Source organism: Bacteroides thetaiotaomicron VPI-5482 (assembly GCF_000011065.1).
Classification (GTDB): domain Bacteria; phylum Bacteroidota; class Bacteroidia; order Bacteroidales; family Bacteroidaceae; genus Bacteroides; species Bacteroides thetaiotaomicron.
In genome coordinates, this window is the sequence record NC_004663.1 from 158,864 (window position 1) to 175,409 (window position 16,546).

Genomic DNA, 16,546 nt, shown 5'->3' on the forward strand with positions numbered 1-16,546 from the left:
TTTATTTAATCCGTAACCCTCCGGCAAATCTTCTGCTGGCAGGACTGCTGACACTTTTTTCTATCTTAATACTCTTGGTACTTCGAGTTTCTTCTTCTTTGTCTTCGTCTTTCGGCGGATAGGTTCCCTCCAATGTCTGGATGGCTATGCTTAGCATTCTTTCTTTAGGATTGCCGAAAGGGAGGAACTGGCTGTAATCAGTAGTCCCGTTAATAGACGTTTCGCTTATTTTGAATTTATCGCTGGGAACAAGCACGAATGCGTCTTCGCCTGCATCATGGTCGGAGTTGTAAACGGTGCATACCACCGGATTGACAGACCAGCGGTAGGTTTCATTGATGAATTGCTCTGTAGCTACTGTTTGTCCCTTGCTTGCGCTACCCATGACAATAATGTTAGGAGCCTGCTCCTCTTTGTATAGGCTGGTCAGTAGCATTTCTGCTGCTCCGGCTGTTGTTCCGCTGGTGATTGCTACCAAAGTGTTTTGATTCAGATTGACACCGGTCTTCAGCACCTCCTGATCGAAATTGATGGTCGCGTCTTTGTCCAAGTTCTTGTCGTTATATTCCAGATAAGCCATCGGAGTGCCCATTCTTGCATTTGGCACAAGGATGGTGGCAAGTAACTGAACACAGTCCAGCGATCCTCCTTCGTTATAGCGAAGGTCAAGGATAGTGGCTTGTACGTTGGCTTCCTGAAATATCGTTGAGACTTTACGTAATTCATTATTATACTTCTCCGGATCGTTATTGGTTCCGGCGGTGAAGCTGTTGTACATCAGATAGCCGACTTTAGCACCATTGTCTAAAGTCAGAATTTTGTATTTATGTACCGGTTGGTCTTCTATAGACTGGGCGGCTCCCAAATCCAGCGTGACACCGTTCGGCACTACTTTATACACCATAACCGGTTCTTCCGGTACTTCTTCCCCTTCTTCGGGCTCTTCCTCGACTTCTTTCCATACCCCCATCGAAAGTTCTCTTGCTATTGTACCTTGCAGTAGTTGCGTTTCATACTTCTTGCTGATATAGGAAGTGTCTACTTTCATAATCCAGTCACCGCGTTGGAGTCCGGCTTTTTCGGCGGGTGATTCGGGGATAACATAAGTAATCAAGGCATTGTATGCCGTATCGTTATCCTGACTCTTGACGAGCGAGTAGTCGAATCCATAGGTTGGCAACGGAGCTTCCAGGACAGAATCTACAAAAGAGTAGCTGTCTTTGTCCCATTTTGCTTTGGATAAGAAGGTGGCAGGGTCCTGAAACAGGTTTACTTCATCGTAGCCAGGCATATATTGATACCACAGATAATTCTGTTGCATGATATCATACATCCATGTATCCAGTTCAGTCAGGTGGGCATATTCCGGCCAGCGGTCCACACCACACGAAAAGAAGCTGCTGACAGATACGACGATCAGGGCAGGTATAAGTAGTATTTTGCGTAAATTCGTCATCTTAAAAAGCTTTTCAGTGTGCAAATGTAGGAAATACTTTGCTTATCTACCACATTTATGGTATAAAAATGCCTTCAATATGTGATAGGTTGTTAGCAAATCCCGCCTTATCTTTGCAACATCGAAAATGATCAATAGGTATTCATATAAATAGAGAGAGAATAATTAGAATCCAAAGAGAGTGATATAGAGTAAATGATTTTTGGATGGACCGTAACCTGACTTTGATAAAGATTTAATGAAACAGATTTGCTGATGTGCTAATTTGTCGGTGATTAATACATTGGCATCTTAGCACAACTTTTGTTGTTTAACGAATAATTATGATGATGAATATAGCTGCATTATTGTCCGGAGGTGTCGATAGCTCTGTTGTCGTTCACCTTCTTTGTGAGCAAGGATACAAACCGACTCTTTTCTATATCAAAATAGGTATGGACGGGGCGGAGTATATGGATTGTTCAGCCGAAGAAGATATTGAAATGTCCACTGCCATTGCCCGTAAGTATGGTTTGTCCTTGGAAGTCGTGGATTTGCATAAGGAGTATTGGGAGAATGTGGCCGCCTACGCGATTGATAAAATAAAGAAAGGACTGACACCGAATCCGGATGTGATGTGTAACAAACTCATAAAGTTTGGCTGTTTCGAACAGCAGGTCGGAAAGAATTTCGATTTTACGGCGACAGGGCATTACGCCACTACCATCCGGCAGGACGGCAAGACGTGGCTTGGAACAGCCAAAGACCCTGTTAAAGACCAGACGGATTTCCTGGCCCAGATAGACTACCTGCAAGTTTCCAAACTGATGTTTCCTATCGGCGGACTGATGAAGCAGGAAGTACGCGAAATCGCAAGCAGGGCAGGATTGCCCAGTGCCCGAAGAAAGGATAGTCAGGGAATTTGCTTTTTGGGAAAGATTAACTATAATGATTTCGTTCGTCGTTTCCTGGGAGAGCGGGAAGGGGCGATTATAGAACTGGAAACCGGAAAGAAAGTGGGCACGCATCGCGGCTACTGGTTCCATACGATCGGACAGCGGAAAGGACTTGGATTGAGTGGCGGTCCCTGGTTTGTGATCAAGAAGGATGTTGAGGAAAATATCATCTATGTCTCTCATGGATATGGAGTCGAAACGCAGTTTGGCAGTGAGTTTCGTATCAATGATTTCCACTTTATTACGGAGAATCCGTGGAAAGATGCCGGAAAGGAGATAGATATTACCTTCAAGATTCGTCACACTCCTGAATTTACGAAGGGAAAGCTGGTACAGGAAGAGGGCGGTCAGTTCCGTATCTTATCTTCTGAGAAGTTGCAGGGCATTGCTCCCGGTCAGTTCGGGGTGATTTATGATGAAGAAGCGGGGATATGTGTCGGAAGTGGTGAGATAACCCGATAGGCTGTTCCCTTTCAGAACTGAACCGGCTGTCAAATATAGTATTCCGCTAAATCCACAATCCCTGCACGCATCGCGTACTTGGTAGCTTCGTGCACATTGTTGACTCCCAGCTTCCGGAAGATATTCTTTCGGTGGCTGTTGATTGTATGAAAGCTGAGGTTCTTTTCTGCCGCTATTTCTTTTGTCGTCTTCCCCAGTGCAATTTCTTTGAGGATATTCTTTTCTGTCTGCGTCAGCAGATGATCATCCACCGTTGCAGGGGATGCGGCGGAAGAAGCCGTTCCCGAAAGCAGCAGATTGCTGACATGATTGCAGATATACCGTTGTTTGCGTGAAGCGCATTGCAGGGCGGACATGATTTCCTCTTTTGAGTTATCTTTCATCACTACTCCGAAAGCCATACTGCTGAATAATACCTGCCGGAGAAAATTGATACTTAACTCATCGGAGAACAGAATCCAGTCGGCCTCTTTAAACCGCTCCTGCAGGACGATCAGTTCGTCCGCTCCGGCAAAATCGAATAAGGTATAATCCAGAATAACCACTGCTTGCGGATACAGGCGCAGCTGCTGAATCAGTTCGGCCTTGTTGTCAGCTTCTAAAAGAACGGATACATCCTTTTGCCGGCTTAGCAGAAACATCATTCCTGCCTTGCTGATATCCTGATTATCTGCGATGATATATTCCCTCATAATGATCAATTAAAAAAACTCCGCTACAAATGTACGCATTTTGCGCGATTTGTAGCGGAGTTATTCTTATATTCTTCTGTTCGGATTACCAGGCACGTCCTTTGAAGATGTTTGACTGATCCAGTGGGACGATGTTACCGTTCAATGTCAGGTTGTTGTTATTGAAGTTCGGGCTGATAGATACCGAAGCATTGTTGTTACCGCTGCTCATATTAATAAATACCTGAGCTGAGATACCGATGCCCTGTACACTGAATGAACAGTTTACATTTCCTTTCTTATCGATATTCATCTTCATGTCCGAAGAGTTACCGTCTACAGTCACACCACCGATACCGTTAGGGCCGGGATAAGGAGTGTTGAACGCTGTCTGTACAGTGGCTCTGTTTCCGTTCATCAGGACGAAGTTAGTGTTGGAAGTCACGAAGGAACTCATACCGTTACGGAAGATCACCTGATTGGCTTCCAGAACAAACTGTTTGTTCTTCAAAGCCTGTACAGCCTGCTGGTAGGCTGCCATGTCCTGTACCTGTTCTTCTGCGCGAAGTTTTGCTCTTTCTGCGTCTCTTTCTGCTTTTCTGTCTGCGCGGCGGATGGCTGCGTTACTTTCCTGTGCATACATCATTGTGCTCGCACTTACTAAAACTAATGCTAATAATGCAATAAACTTTTTCATAACTTTTTTTTGTTTAGGTTTAATACGTTGTTCGTTTATTGCAAAAACAAAGTGTATGCCAGATTGTTCACGGGCGTTTTACAATTTTATATCCGATAGCTGCGACAGCGATACTCATTAAAGGACTGATAATGTTGAAAAAGCAATAGGGGAGGTACACCAGCGTAGGCACACTCAGGATGGTAGCCTGAGTCATTCCGCAGGTATTCCATGGGATCAGTACGGATGTAACGGTTACTGAATCCTCGGTGGTCCGGCTGAGCAGGCAGCTTTCGTAACCTTTTTTAGCATAAATGTCGCGAAACATATTACCGGTCAGGATGATGCTGATGTACTGGTCGGCAGTTGCCAGATTGAGGAAAAGCCCCGAACAGACGGTAGCCGATACGACGCTGACCGTTTTCTTCATGAAACGTACGAAGAGCGATGTGATGCTTCCCAGCATACCGCTGGCTGTCATTGCCCCGCCGAAACACATGGCACATAATATCAGCCAGATGGTATTCATCATTCCCGACATACCACGGGTGGCAATTAAATCTGTCAAAACAGCATTGTCGGTCTGCAGGCTTGTCTTGCCGTAGATGGTCATCATCAGTCCTTTAAATAGGGAGTCGAAGTTGGAAACGGCAGCCCCCGAAATTTCCCGCAACAAATCCGGTTGGAAGATCAGAGCGAAAATGCCCGCCAATAGAGTGGACAGAAACAGGGTAATGATGGAAGGCACTTTCCGTGCAATCAATATGCCTGTTGCTATCGGTATAATCAGCAGCCACGGGGTGATATGGAACTTTTCATTCAGGGCAGCTGCCACTTCCGCGATGTGCTGGGTATTGCTGGCGTCATGAGACAGACCTGCTACCGTAAATATAATCAGTGTGATGATCAGTGAGGGCACCGTAGTAATCATCATGTAGCGGATATGACGGAAGAGGGGCGTGTCCGTGACGGATGCCGCCAATATGGTCGTCTCGGACAAGGGAGAAACCTTATCGCCGAAATAGGCACCGGAGATGATAGCTCCCGCAATCCAGCCTTCTTCAAATCCCTGTGCCTTTCCGATGCCCATGAGGGCAATACCGATAGTGGCGATCGTTGTCCATGAACTTCCGGTCATAACGGAGATCAATACGCAAATAATACAGGTGGATGTCAGGAAGAAACTGGGATGGATAATCTGCATCCCGTAATAAATCAAAGTGGGCACTACTCCGCTAATCATCCAGATACCGCTTAATGCGCCGATAATCAGTAAGATGATGATGGCTGTTGTCACTCCTGCCACGTTGTTCGTGATTGCCAGTTCGTAGTCTTTCCAAGGGATTTTGTAGAAAGCCATGCCGATAAGGATACAAATGGCGGTGGTAGTAAGCAGCGATACCTGACTTCCGCCATTGAGGGCATCACTGCCAAATACACGAATGGTGGCGAATAGTAATATCACTAATACGACAATGGGCAATAGTGATACGAGGGGAGATGGAGCTTTCTTCATTCTAAATATAACGCTTTATTATTTAATCTGGTGGTTTAGGTTTCTTTATTATGTAACTGCCGGACCTTCAATGATGTCGGATGCTTTATTGATTTCAGGCATCGATTCCGGTAAATGTCTTTAGAGCATATCCTATCAGGAAGCTGATACCAGCCACGCTGAAACTGAGTACAGCCATTTCTGTAAACCGCTTTCGGAAGCTTTCACCACGGGCTACGGAATAATAGTAGTTGAAAAGGGCAATGATGATAAGTGCCATGGTCAGCATCACTCCCAAAGCTACGATTACATTGCTGATCAGTATAAACGGAGTAACCAGTGACACTACCGTGATCAGATAGGCGATTCCTGTATATACAGCTGCTTTTACCGGATGTTTCTTATCATCCCCTTCCGATTTGGTAGAAAGATATTCGGAAGATGCCATTGACAGTGCAGCGGCTATCCCTGTGATACTGCCGGTCAGTGCTATCAGTTTACTGTCACTCAAGGCAAGTGTGAAACCTGCCAGTGCACCTGTAAATTCAACCAGCGCATCATTAAGTCCCAGTACGACCGATCCCATATATTCCAGCCGTTCTTCATTGATTAGTGAAATCAACTTTTGCTCGTGCACTTCTTCTTCATGTGCCAGCCGTTGTAGGTCCGGTATATGGGCATATTTATCATAATTATTATGGGCATTTTCCTCACTGGACTCCATTAATTTGATGGCGAATGTGATACCTAGTATGCGTGCCAGAAAGTAGAAACGGGCGATACGCTTATAGTCCGGACCGATTTCTTTTCCTGTATATTTCTTGAGGATAGCGTAATGCGACTTTTCTTCTGCTGCTATCAGTCGGAGCGTTTTGCGGTTATTCTCGTCTTTTTCGATAGATGCGAGCCGTTCATATAAGATGCTTTCTGTTATCTCGTTTCGTTGAAAGCGGGTGAATTCGGCAATATCCTGTTGGGTTGGAATCATTTCTTTATTTTTTTGGTCGCGCAAAGATACAATAAAAAGACAGAATTCTTTTTGCCTTGCCGGACAGCACAATAAAATTTATTATAAGTTTATATTTTATTGGAATATAGATGCTTTCCTGTTACACCGGATTCGTCTTGCGCCTCAGCCACCAGTAACGGATGAAGAGTACGCCGGTCAGGATCAGTGCGATGGACAGTCCTGTGTAGAAGACAGATATAAAACTTTCGGGCAACAGGTGGAAGCTGCGGATGGTGATGCCCATACAGATCATAAAGATCATGACGATCCAGCTTTTGACATCGAAGAAGGAGAAAGGGCAGTTCTTCTGTTCCTTTTTCCGTTCGATCCTTTGAGTATGCTTGTAATAGAGTCTTTTGAAGATTAATACGAAGAACAGCAGAAAGACGATGGTTGCTTCTCCTATCTTGAACATCCAGCCTTCGGAGTTATTAAGCCATGTAACGATGCCTATTCGCAAGATATTGGCACCGGCGATAATCCAGACGGTGCCTGCTGTGATAAGTAAGATTTCTTTGTTAACTCCGTATTTCATGTTTCCCTTTTTTTGTATTAAACGGTTTACTGCTCCGTTTTGTTGACTCACTTCTTCGACAAAGTTGTAATTAGTAAAGAAATGCAGGTCAGTGTAGCTCCAATTCCAATAACACCATGCCATCCGTACAATTGCCAGAATGTACCCGCAAGGAAGGTTCCCAGGGAACCGCCGACGAAGTAGGTCGTCATGAAAATTGTATTGATGCGGTTGGAGGCTCGGGGTGACAGTTCGAAGATACTGGTCTGATTACTGAGCTGGATGCACTGCATACCTATGTCGATGATGATAATTCCCAGAATGATACCAAGGTAGGTGTTTTCTCCGACGAAGAAGAGTAGCCATGAAAAGAGGATCAGTCCGCAACCGATGAAGTTGAAGCGGCGGACACCCACTCTCTTTACGTATTTCCCCACAAAGGAGGCGGTTAATGCTCCCGCCACACCGCATAATCCCAGCAAACCGATGATGTCGCTGTTGGCATGAAAGGGGGCTTGCCCCATCTTGAAGGCAAGGCAGGACCACATGGCAAGAAGGGAACCGAAGTTTAACGCCGCACGAATGGAATAAATGCGCAGCTGCGGAAACTCTTTCACCAAAGCCAGCAGGGATTTCATCAGGTCGCCGTACTTGCCCCGGAAGTTGGTCTGAATATCGGGAAGGACTTTGAGCACGACAATCGCGCAGACGAACATCATGGCTGCGGCGATGTAATACATTTCGCGCCATCCGAACAGTTCGCCGACGAATCCGCTGACCACCCGTGAAGCAAGGATTCCGGTCAGCAAGCCCGATAGGACGATCCCGACATTCCTGCCTTTGTTTTCCGGACGGGAGAACTGGGCGGCTATGGGAATGAATATCTGCGGAATCATGGAGCAGGCTCCCGTGAAGAACGAAGCAAGGAGTATCAGATGGATATTATCTGCCAAAGCAATCGTCAGCAGGGAGAATATCAGGACAAAGAAATTGACAAGGATAATCTTTTTCCGCTGATACAAATCACCTAAGGGAGTGATAAACAAGAGTCCCGCTGCATAGCCTATCTGTGTGACCATGGCAATCAGGTTGGTACGGAATTCTGATATGCCAAGTTCATGGCGTATCATATTTAGCAGCGGTTGGATATAATAGATGTTGGCTACCGAGACTCCTGCCACAATGGCGAGCGTCCACAGGATGGATGCCGGCAGACCTCCGTTTTCTTTCAATGACTGTTTCATGCCGCAAAGATAATGAATATCACTCAACAAAGAAAGTGGTGGAGATGGTATTTCCTTCACCGTCTACTGCCGTCAGCGAATGTTTGCCGGCGGCGGGTTGCAGGGAGATTTTGTGAAAGTCCTGTGTCTGGGCTTGGTAGGTCTCGTCAAGATGCCAGAAAATGGTAGCATTAGGATTGCTGTGCGCCAGTTCTACAGTCAGGAAACCTTTGCTGCCATCCAGTTGCTTGGGCAGTTTGATGCGTGCGTTCATCGGAGGATAGATAAATTGCATCGGCTGGAAAGTATCTTCTCCGCATCCGGCTTTGAAAGGAGGCAGCGGTTTATACTCCGGATGATGTTGTTTGTAATACCATTCCCATACGGGTGGCAGTGTGAACCAGCTTTTCTGAAGCGTAGGCTCCGTGTTGGCGCAATTTTCATAAATACGCTGGCTTTCATCGGCTGATAAAGTGACGAGGTGGTGATAGGGGCATGCCTCTGTCCGCAGTCCTGCCGGTAAAACAAGAAGCGTGTCCGTTTCATCACAGAACCGTCCTTTCAGATGTCCCGATTTCCGGCAGACCTCTGCTTCGACAAAGATGCCCGTAGGGCGTGTAAACCACGAAGAGGCGGGAAGCAGATTAAAAATATCGAATAGTACGGGACCCGCTGTCTGTGCACCCACCAGTCCGGGCTTTCCTTCTCCGGTGGCATTTCCTACCCATACGCCGACTGCATAGCGGGGCGTAACACCCACCGCCCAAGCATCCCGGAATCCGTAGCTTGTTCCGGTTTTCCATGCAATGGTCTGCATGGAAGGAATGGATTTCCAGTCAATCTCTTCGGGACGGTTGACTTCTTTCAAGGCATCGAATGTCTGCCATACGGCGCCTGGCTGAAAAGGATCGGTTGATTCTGTGATTCGGCTTGTCGGGAGCAACAGGCTGCAAGACCTTTGCGGCAGTTGCAACAAACTGCGTCCCATCATTGCATATGCGTTTGTTACATCCCATAAAGTGGCTTCCGCTCCTCCCAGAATAAGTGATAAACCATAGTGGGAAGAAGAACGGTTGATGGTTTTTAGCCCGATCTGTTGCAGGAAGCTATGAAACTTCGGGACTCCGTATCTTTGCAGCATCGTGACTGCGGGAATATTTAATGAACGCGCGAGAGCTTCCGAAGCGGGAACAGCTCCTTCGAACTGCATACTGAAATTCTGTGGCGTAAATCCGTTGATATTGACAGGTACGTCCGGCAGCAACATATCCGGCAGTAAACTTCCTTCCTGTAACATCGCGTAATATAAGAAAGGTTTGAGAATACTGCCCGTACTTCTCGGAGCCTGAATGACGTCCACTTGATTTCCTCCCTGCTTTTGGTCGAAATGGACGTTGCCGCAGTATGCCACCACTTGATTGCTCGGAATGTCAATCACCAGAATGGCCAGATTACGAATATCACTTCGCCTGAATTCGTTGCTCCATCGTTCCGCCAGGTCTTCTATCTGAGTCTGAATGCCCTTGTTGATGGTCGAACGGGAGTATTCGCCGTTTCGTTCCTGATAGAACCGGCTGACCAGATACGGTGCGATCTGTGGGAGCGGATGAGGCTCATCGGGAAGTGGCTCGCTGATAGCCAGTTCGTAGGTAGACGAATCGATGGTTTTCTTTTCGAGAAGCTGTTTCAGCAGGCGGTTTCGCTTGTCAAGCAGCGTTTTTCGTCCTTTGGACAGATGAATCATGGCGGGCGCGTTGGGAAGAACGGCAAGCATGGCAGACTCCGCCCACGATAGGTCATCGGCAGAATGTCCGAAGTAGCGCCATGCGGCGGCATCCAGTCCCACTACATTTCCTCCGAAAGGGGCATGGGAGATATACATGGAAAGAATTTCTTCTTTGGAAGCGCGAAATTCCAGGCGGGTGGCCCAGATCATTTCAATCAGTTTCTCACGGAAGGTGCGCGATTCGTTCCGTGCCAGGCGGATGGTCTGCATGGTCAGCGTACTGCCTCCGCTTACGATGCGTTTATTCTTCACATTCTGATAGAAAGCTCTTCCGATAGCGAACGGATTGACTCCCCAATGGTGATAGAAATGTTTGTCTTCGAAAGTAATGAGGCATTCCTTGATCTTTTCCGGAGTCGTGTTTCGGGGAGGAAATCTCCATTGGCCGTCGGAGGCGATGCGTGCACCCAGCAGTTCCTCGTTCCGGTCCGTCACTACTGTGGAGTAGGGGACATGAAAAAGGTGGCGGGGAAGACAAAAGATATATCCTGTCACCAAAAAAGCAAGAATACAAAGTATTACTTTTTTGGTGACGGACAATCGTTTGAAGAAATTCAAGATTTTGCTTCCCATGCACTTATGCTATCTGTCAATGCTGTCTTATTGTTCAGAGTCTTGTCAGCGGCTGACAGTCGTTCTTCCCGCTTTGGTGCGTGCCTGTACCGCTGCGTCGTACATAGCTTCGCACTGAATGGCCGGAAGAATAAAGTTACCTGCATAAGTTGCCTGCAACCTTACGGTAAATGTTTTCGATTCACCCCGTCGCAGGTCGAAATAAGTCAATACCCGGTCATCACGAATATCTTTATAGGTATACTTACCGGCTGAACTTTCCGGAACATTCGCCTCATTGGTACTGGAAGAGGACACTTCCGGAACAATCATCCGTTCATTATATATTTCCCATCCGGACGGTATGATATGCGTCAGTGCCAGATTGCTGTAATCGGAAGTACCGCTGATATTGGATAGGGTGACCGCAGACATAAAGTCCGTTCCCTGTCTGATGTCTTCCACGGAAAATCGGTGAACCTGCCCTATCTGTGTATTTCACATCCAGCCGGATATTATCGGCAATGGCTGGCAGCGTATCATTCAGCAATTGGGTACGTGTAATCAGGTCTACACTCAATGCTCCTTTGCCCTTGTTCTTCACAGAGACTGTTCCCGATTTCGGAGAAGTAGCTATCTCCTTTTCAAATACGGCTTTAGCAGATTTCACGGCGGGCTGTTGCTTGCCGTTCCAGTTCCATGTGAAATCCAGTGTACCGGATAATTGCTCCGCAAGGCGTCCCATTGCCATCAGGGCAAAGGCGGTAGACTGCGTGCTGAACCAGTTTTCCTGTGCCAGATTCTGTGATACCTTCTTAGCCTGTTGCAACGCATCCCGATCCCGCTTCATCAGAATGAGCGTTTCCAGAATCATTGCTTCATCCCGGTCGGACGAACCGTAAATCAGGTTCATGGAAGAATAAGGAATGACGGTCGTTTCTGCGTTGTATACTAATTCTCCGGCAGGTTTCATCTTACCGGTCAGCGCATAGGCGGCTGCCAGTCTCCATTTGGCTTGGATGGAGAGTCCCGGCTGTTCCTTCATGCGGTTCATGGCTCCGTATTCCGGTGCACCGGCCAGTGCAAGGGTATAGAGGCGGAAGGCCTGCTGCAATTCCGATTGCCATATCTGCCAGTTGCTTGCTTCCTGCGGCATACGCCAGTTTTGGGCGGCGGCACGCTGGAAGCGTTTCCATTTGTTCAGTACGTTCGGATGAACGGCATACCCTTTTTCTTGTGCCAGTGTCAGGAACATACCCGTGTAAGAAGTGATCCATTCGTCGGCGACGGCGTTGCCCGGCCAGTATACAAATCCGCCGTTGGGAAGCTGGCGGGCATATATCTGCCGGATAGCTTCCTGTACATTCGTCTTTATTTTCTCGGCCTCCTGTTCGTCCACCGCCTTGAACTGGGAGACGAATAAGAGAGGTAATGCTTTGGAAGTCAGTTGCTCTGTGCAATGATGCTGATAGTTGTATAAGAAGTCGAATCTACGGCTGATGTCTACCGACGGAATGCGGGAGACTTCCAGTTGCACCTGATTGTTAGCCGAAGAAGAACCTGCCAGTGTGTATGACAGTTCGGCCTCCTGACCGGCTTCTATCCATTGGCTGTTGCGTAAGGTAACCACCGGATTCGGATTCCGGACTTCTATTTCGATCGTTTCTTTTGTCTGCTGTCCGTTGCCGCTTGCCGTCAGGTGGATGGTTGCCTTTCCGGTTTTGCTGCCTGTTTTCAGAGTGAAGTATGCCAGTTGGTCACCCGGCTGGTCAAAAGTGAGTGACTGCTGGCGATTGCCCGTGATCTGTACGCCTGCGCCGGATGCTTCCAGCGATACGGTCACGTTCTTCACTTGGTTCTCCATAGCGAATACATTTACCGGAACGGTAATTTCTTCCTGCGTACTCAATACACGGGGCAGAGTAGACAACAGCATGAGCGGTGTCCGCACAAATGCAGTCTTTTCCGCATTTCCGTAAGCGCCGTCCTGTCCGGCAACTACCATCGCACGTACAGAACCCACATACATCGGAAGCTTCAACGTATGTGTCTGTTGCTTACCTTTTGCGAGATAGAAAGGACCGATGAATTTGACCACCGGTTTGAAACGGTTGGCTTTGGCATCTGCCGGTTTCAGCGAGGCATCTCCACCCGTGCTGAACAATGAACTGTAACGTCCGCCGGAAGCACCCAGCACATCGTCGTACATATCCCATGTACGGATGCCGAGAGCCTCGCGTGCATAAAACTCGTTCCACGGGTCGGGCGTCTTGAAGTTAGTCAGATCGAGCAGACCGTCATCCACAATCGCCAGTGTATAAGTCATCGGTTTTCCGCTTTTCTCGCTGACAGTCACGTTAAAGTCAGTTTCCGGACGCAGCACTTCCGGCATCTTGATCTGCGGTTGCAGAATCGTCTGACGGTTGGTCACAAATACCGGAGCAATGCCGTACATACGGATCGGCAGATCATTGACTGTCTGCGCATGAGGCTGCAATAGGCTGATATGCAGATAAACATTCGGAGCCATTTCCGGTGTAATCTTGAAGGTGAGTTTCGTATCTCCCTGATCGGACACTTCGAGCCATTGCTGCTGCAAGACGGTCGAACCGTTTTCGAGGGATACCAGCGCACGTCCTCCGGCGGCTGCGGGAATGATTGCCGTGGCTGTTTCTCCTATCTCATAAGAATCTTTGTCCAGTGAGAAAGCAAGCATCTTGATGCCGCTCGGGTCTGTCTTGTTCGAACGTCCGCGCCAGTCGGGCCAGTCGATGTAGACGGTTCCTCCGGTGGCGTGTCCGCTTTCACGGTCTTTCACGTACACCAGATAGCGTCCCCAATCCGGATAATTGATGCGGAACTTGAAGGAGGCTTTTCCTCCTGTGGTCTGCAGGTTACCACTGGCAACGGGAGTGATGGAACTGTTGTTGATATAGGTTCCGAAAGACTCTTCACCGTTTTCCCACCACCAGCTCCAGCTGATCCGGTAGATTTTATATTCCAGATTGGAACGGTTCACCGGCTGTCCCTGATCGTTGACCGTCACGATATCAAACACATGATCTTTGTCTGTTTCGATATACTTTCCTTTCGGCTGGTTCAGATTGATGCCCACATACGATGTGAACGGAGAGAAGGGAACAGTCTGCGAGTAGATGCTTGCATCTCCTCCCGGTTCGAAGACACGGGTGGTGAGCGTTGCATTCAGCATACCCGGAGCACCCGTTGCTACCGGAAGCTGTATGTTGACGCCTGCTCTTCCTTCCGCATCCAGTACCCCGTTGAACACATCCGCCCGGACGGTCGTAAAGTCCGTTGCCGGATTGTTGAACAGGTATTGTCCGTAGTTCTTGAACTGCGTATTGACTTTCGATAAGGACATTTCGACCTTTGCTTTCAGTCGCGATGCGGTGGCTCCCGTCAGCCATGAAGAAGTAAGCGGGGCATATACGTCTTTGCTCGAAGCCTGAAGGATGGTTGGCAAAGCCAGCGTAATCTTCAGACGGTTCGGCTTGATGGTTTCGATGCGCAGACTCTTGTGGAAAGCGGTTCCTCCTACTTTCACGTAGGCATTCCATAATCCGGTGGGATCGTCGGCTTGCGTGGGCACGGCAAATGTATAGAATCCGTTTGTCCCCTGGGTAGAGATCATTTTGGTATAGAACTGTCCTCTTGGATTGTAAATCTCCAATGCTACCGGATGTTTGTCCGGAATACGTTTCTCACGGTCTTCCAGCATGAAAGAAATATGCAGTGTATCTCCCGGACGCCATACGCCTCTCTCGCCATAGATAAATCCTTTCAGACCTTTCTGAATGTCTTTTCCTCCCACATCGAACCGGCTGACCGACTGCTCCTCGCCATCGACCACGCGTACATACGCCTTTTGCTTGTCCGCTTCGGCCACCGCTATGAAAGGAACTCCCTTCGGAGTGATTTCTACCAGCCCTTCACCGTTCGTCTCTCCCTTTCCAATCGGCTGAAGCTGGAAGTTATAAATCGTCACTTGTGCTTTCGCTACCGGTTTCGTATCCAAAATGTTATTTACTGCAATCCACAATTTATTCAGTGAATTACGTTTCACAATCATTCCCAGATTGGAGGCAAGGATATTGCAGGCGGCTATCCGGTCGGAATTCATATAGTAGGACGGATGGCAGGGGTTATCCCGTTCTGTCCATCGGTACTGACTCCAGTCCATCGGTACGCTGCCATTATAATAATAGTATGTTTCCGGAGTGTCCCATACTGCTTCATCGTCTTCCGACAATGTCTCTCCGCTGACTTTGGTCAGGTTGTCGGAAGACTTGTTGTCCGCAAACTGCATTTCCTTGTTTTCACTTCCCCCGCAAGGATAAGCGGAGTATTCCTGGCGGAACGAGAGGATGACACGGTAAATGGCTCCCGGCTCCTGATGAATCAATCCGGCAAGGTCTATCGAATAGTCTTCCCAGCGGTGCACATCTTTGGAAGAATCTTTCGCCAGCCACAATGTCTTCTTATAAACCAGTCTTCCCGAACGGCGCAATTCATTGGCTGAGGAGAGCGAGTTGTTCTGCATGAACATCAATACGTTGTTTTCGAAAATACGGATCACGCTCAAATCCACCGCATATAGATTGACGGCACGGAAGGGGATGATCAGACTTTTCGAATCGGGCAGGATAGCGGCGGAAGTAGCCATTTCTACCTGCGGTTTCAGGTTCAGTTCGCTGAATGAGATGGAGTGGGAAGTGCCCAGCGGTTTGTCCTGGCTGTTTCTTATTCCTTCATGGATATTCAGCGTCAGTTTGTTCAGTTTGCCGGTTTCGAAGTAAACGAATACTTTATTTTCTTTGATCTGGAAAATAGAGGAAGAAACTTCCGGAACGTCGATGAGTCCTTTCAAATCCTGTGTGTTGGATACAGGGTCGGAGAATATGATTTCAATTCCGTTTTCCGGTTGGTCGATGCGTACGGCGGACAGGAAGCGGAAACTGTTCTTTGCCGGGATCAGAATACTTTTGTTTTGGGTACGGTCGATGCCTGCCGGATTGCCTTTGGCGGTAATTTCCAGTTGGTAATCTTCCGCTTCTTTGATTATCTGACTGATGCTAAATGCGTATCGGGTCGGGTGATCTGTCTGGGTGATTTCAATCGGATAGCTTTTGTTCTTTTCGCTTCCGGCTGTGAGCATTTTCTCTACTTCCTCTTTTTTCACTACATCGCTGAAACGTATTTCACCCGTTACGGTCACTTGGTCGGGCTGGGTGGCTGTGACGGTTATCGGATCGGTATGAATACTAAAGTTTCGTTCCTGCACGCGGAAGGAGAAGTTGAATTCTTCCAGCTTTTTGTCTACATCGACGAAATCTCCCAGGTGGAAGGTTCCTTCGTAAAAGGCACCTGGTTTCAGTGCCCCTTCTTCGGGGACAAATTCAATGGTATTGTTGCTGACCCAATACGTTTTTCCTTTCAATGAAGGAGAGAAACTGAACGGATTGTCTTTCAGTTCCTGATTCAGGTCTACCATCGGCTGGTCCTGTGTCAGCTCTATGCGTATCGTTGAGTTTTGCGAAATCACTCCTCCCGTATAAGCATTGACGTATGGAGCGTATTCGGCAGAAGGAATAATGTCTTTCTGATTACTTTTACAGGACGAAAATCCCGCAATTACTGTCAAAAGAATCAAGAATAGTCCGGCAGCAGCGCTGCATCTGGTTTTAATTTGTCCCATAGCGATGAGTTTTTATGATTCAACAAACAAATATACAGTTTTTATGGAAGA

General features: G+C 47.7%; 9 protein-coding genes and 1 pseudogene. 1 reads left to right on the forward strand and 9 read right to left on the reverse strand.

The window, feature by feature from the left end; genetic code table 11:
• Position 1: 1 nt before the first annotated feature.
• Positions 2 to 1,456, reverse strand: a complete 1,455-nt coding sequence (locus tag BT_RS00760; protein ID WP_011107144.1) for a S41 family peptidase — start codon at positions 1,454 to 1,456, stop codon at positions 2 to 4.
• 329 nt (positions 1,457 to 1,785) lie between these two features.
• On the opposite strand from BT_RS00760, the gene mnmA reads away from it, so the two are divergent.
• Positions 1,786 to 2,853, forward strand: a complete 1,068-nt coding sequence (mnmA, locus tag BT_RS00765) for a tRNA 2-thiouridine(34) synthase MnmA (protein ID WP_011107145.1) — start codon at positions 1,786 to 1,788, stop codon at positions 2,851 to 2,853.
• Between the two features lie 29 nt (positions 2,854 to 2,882).
• On the opposite strand, the gene BT_RS00770 is transcribed toward mnmA, so the two are convergent.
• The 8 genes and pseudogenes from BT_RS00770 to BT_RS00805 form a co-directional block, all read right to left on the reverse strand.
• Complete coding sequence (locus BT_RS00770) at positions 2,883 to 3,545, reverse strand: response regulator transcription factor (protein ID WP_008760474.1); 663 nt, start codon at positions 3,543 to 3,545, stop codon at positions 2,883 to 2,885.
• 85 nt (positions 3,546 to 3,630) lie between these two features.
• Positions 3,631 to 4,221 (reverse strand): DUF4251 domain-containing protein, encoded by a 591-nt coding sequence (locus BT_RS00775; RefSeq protein WP_008766721.1) that lies wholly within the window; start codon positions 4,219 to 4,221, stop codon positions 3,631 to 3,633.
• 67 nt (positions 4,222 to 4,288) lie between these two features.
• Positions 4,289 to 5,716 carry a Na+/H+ antiporter NhaC family protein gene (locus tag BT_RS00780; RefSeq protein ID WP_008760476.1) on the reverse strand — a complete coding sequence of 476 codons (1,428 nt, stop codon included), beginning with the start codon at positions 5,714 to 5,716 and terminating at the stop codon, positions 4,289 to 4,291.
• A 94-nt stretch (positions 5,717 to 5,810) separates the two neighbouring features.
• Positions 5,811 to 6,683: a VIT1/CCC1 transporter family protein gene (locus BT_RS00785; protein WP_008760477.1), complete on the reverse strand. Its 873-nt coding sequence runs from the start codon at positions 6,681 to 6,683 to the stop codon at positions 5,811 to 5,813.
• Positions 6,684 to 6,804: 121 nt separating this feature from the next.
• On the reverse strand, positions 6,805 to 7,239 hold the full coding sequence (locus BT_RS00790; protein WP_008760478.1) for a hypothetical protein: 435 nt from the start codon (positions 7,237 to 7,239) through the stop codon (positions 6,805 to 6,807).
• A gap of 47 nt (positions 7,240 to 7,286) precedes the next feature.
• On the reverse strand, positions 7,287 to 8,462 hold the full coding sequence (locus tag BT_RS00795) for an MFS transporter (protein ID WP_008766719.1): 1,176 nt from the start codon (positions 8,460 to 8,462) through the stop codon (positions 7,287 to 7,289).
• Between the two features lie 19 nt (positions 8,463 to 8,481).
• Positions 8,482 to 10,800 carry a penicillin-binding protein 1C gene (gene pbpC / locus BT_RS00800; protein ID WP_011107146.1) on the reverse strand — a complete coding sequence of 773 codons (2,319 nt, stop codon included), beginning with the start codon at positions 10,798 to 10,800 and terminating at the stop codon, positions 8,482 to 8,484.
• Positions 10,801 to 10,845: 45 nt separating this feature from the next.
• Positions 10,846 to 16,495, reverse strand: a pseudogene (locus BT_RS00805) (alpha-2-macroglobulin).
• Positions 16,496 to 16,546: the final 51 nt, after the last annotated feature.

Excerpts from the sequence above, each read along its gene's own strand:
- BT_RS00775 (WP_008766721.1), bottom strand. The coding sequence starts at position 4,221 with ATGAAAAAGTTTATTGCATTATTAGCATTAGTTTTAGTAAGTGCGAGC.
- BT_RS00770 (WP_008760474.1), bottom strand. The coding sequence starts at position 3,545 with ATGAGGGAATATATCATCGCAGATAATCAGGATATCAGCAAGGCAGGA.
- pbpC (WP_011107146.1), bottom strand. The coding sequence starts at position 10,800 with ATGGGAAGCAAAATCTTGAATTTCTTCAAACGATTGTCCGTCACCAAA.
- BT_RS00790 (WP_008760478.1), bottom strand. The coding sequence starts at position 7,239 with ATGAAATACGGAGTTAACAAAGAAATCTTACTTATCACAGCAGGCACC.
- BT_RS00780 (WP_008760476.1), bottom strand. The coding sequence starts at position 5,716 with ATGAAGAAAGCTCCATCTCCCCTCGTATCACTATTGCCCATTGTCGTA.
- BT_RS00760 (WP_011107144.1), bottom strand. The coding sequence starts at position 1,456 with ATGACGAATTTACGCAAAATACTACTTATACCTGCCCTGATCGTCGTA.
- mnmA (WP_011107145.1), top strand. The coding sequence starts at position 1,786 with ATGAATATAGCTGCATTATTGTCCGGAGGTGTCGATAGCTCTGTTGTC.
- BT_RS00795 (WP_008766719.1), bottom strand. The coding sequence starts at position 8,462 with ATGAAACAGTCATTGAAAGAAAACGGAGGTCTGCCGGCATCCATCCTG.
- BT_RS00785 (WP_008760477.1), bottom strand. The coding sequence starts at position 6,683 with ATGATTCCAACCCAACAGGATATTGCCGAATTCACCCGCTTTCAACGA.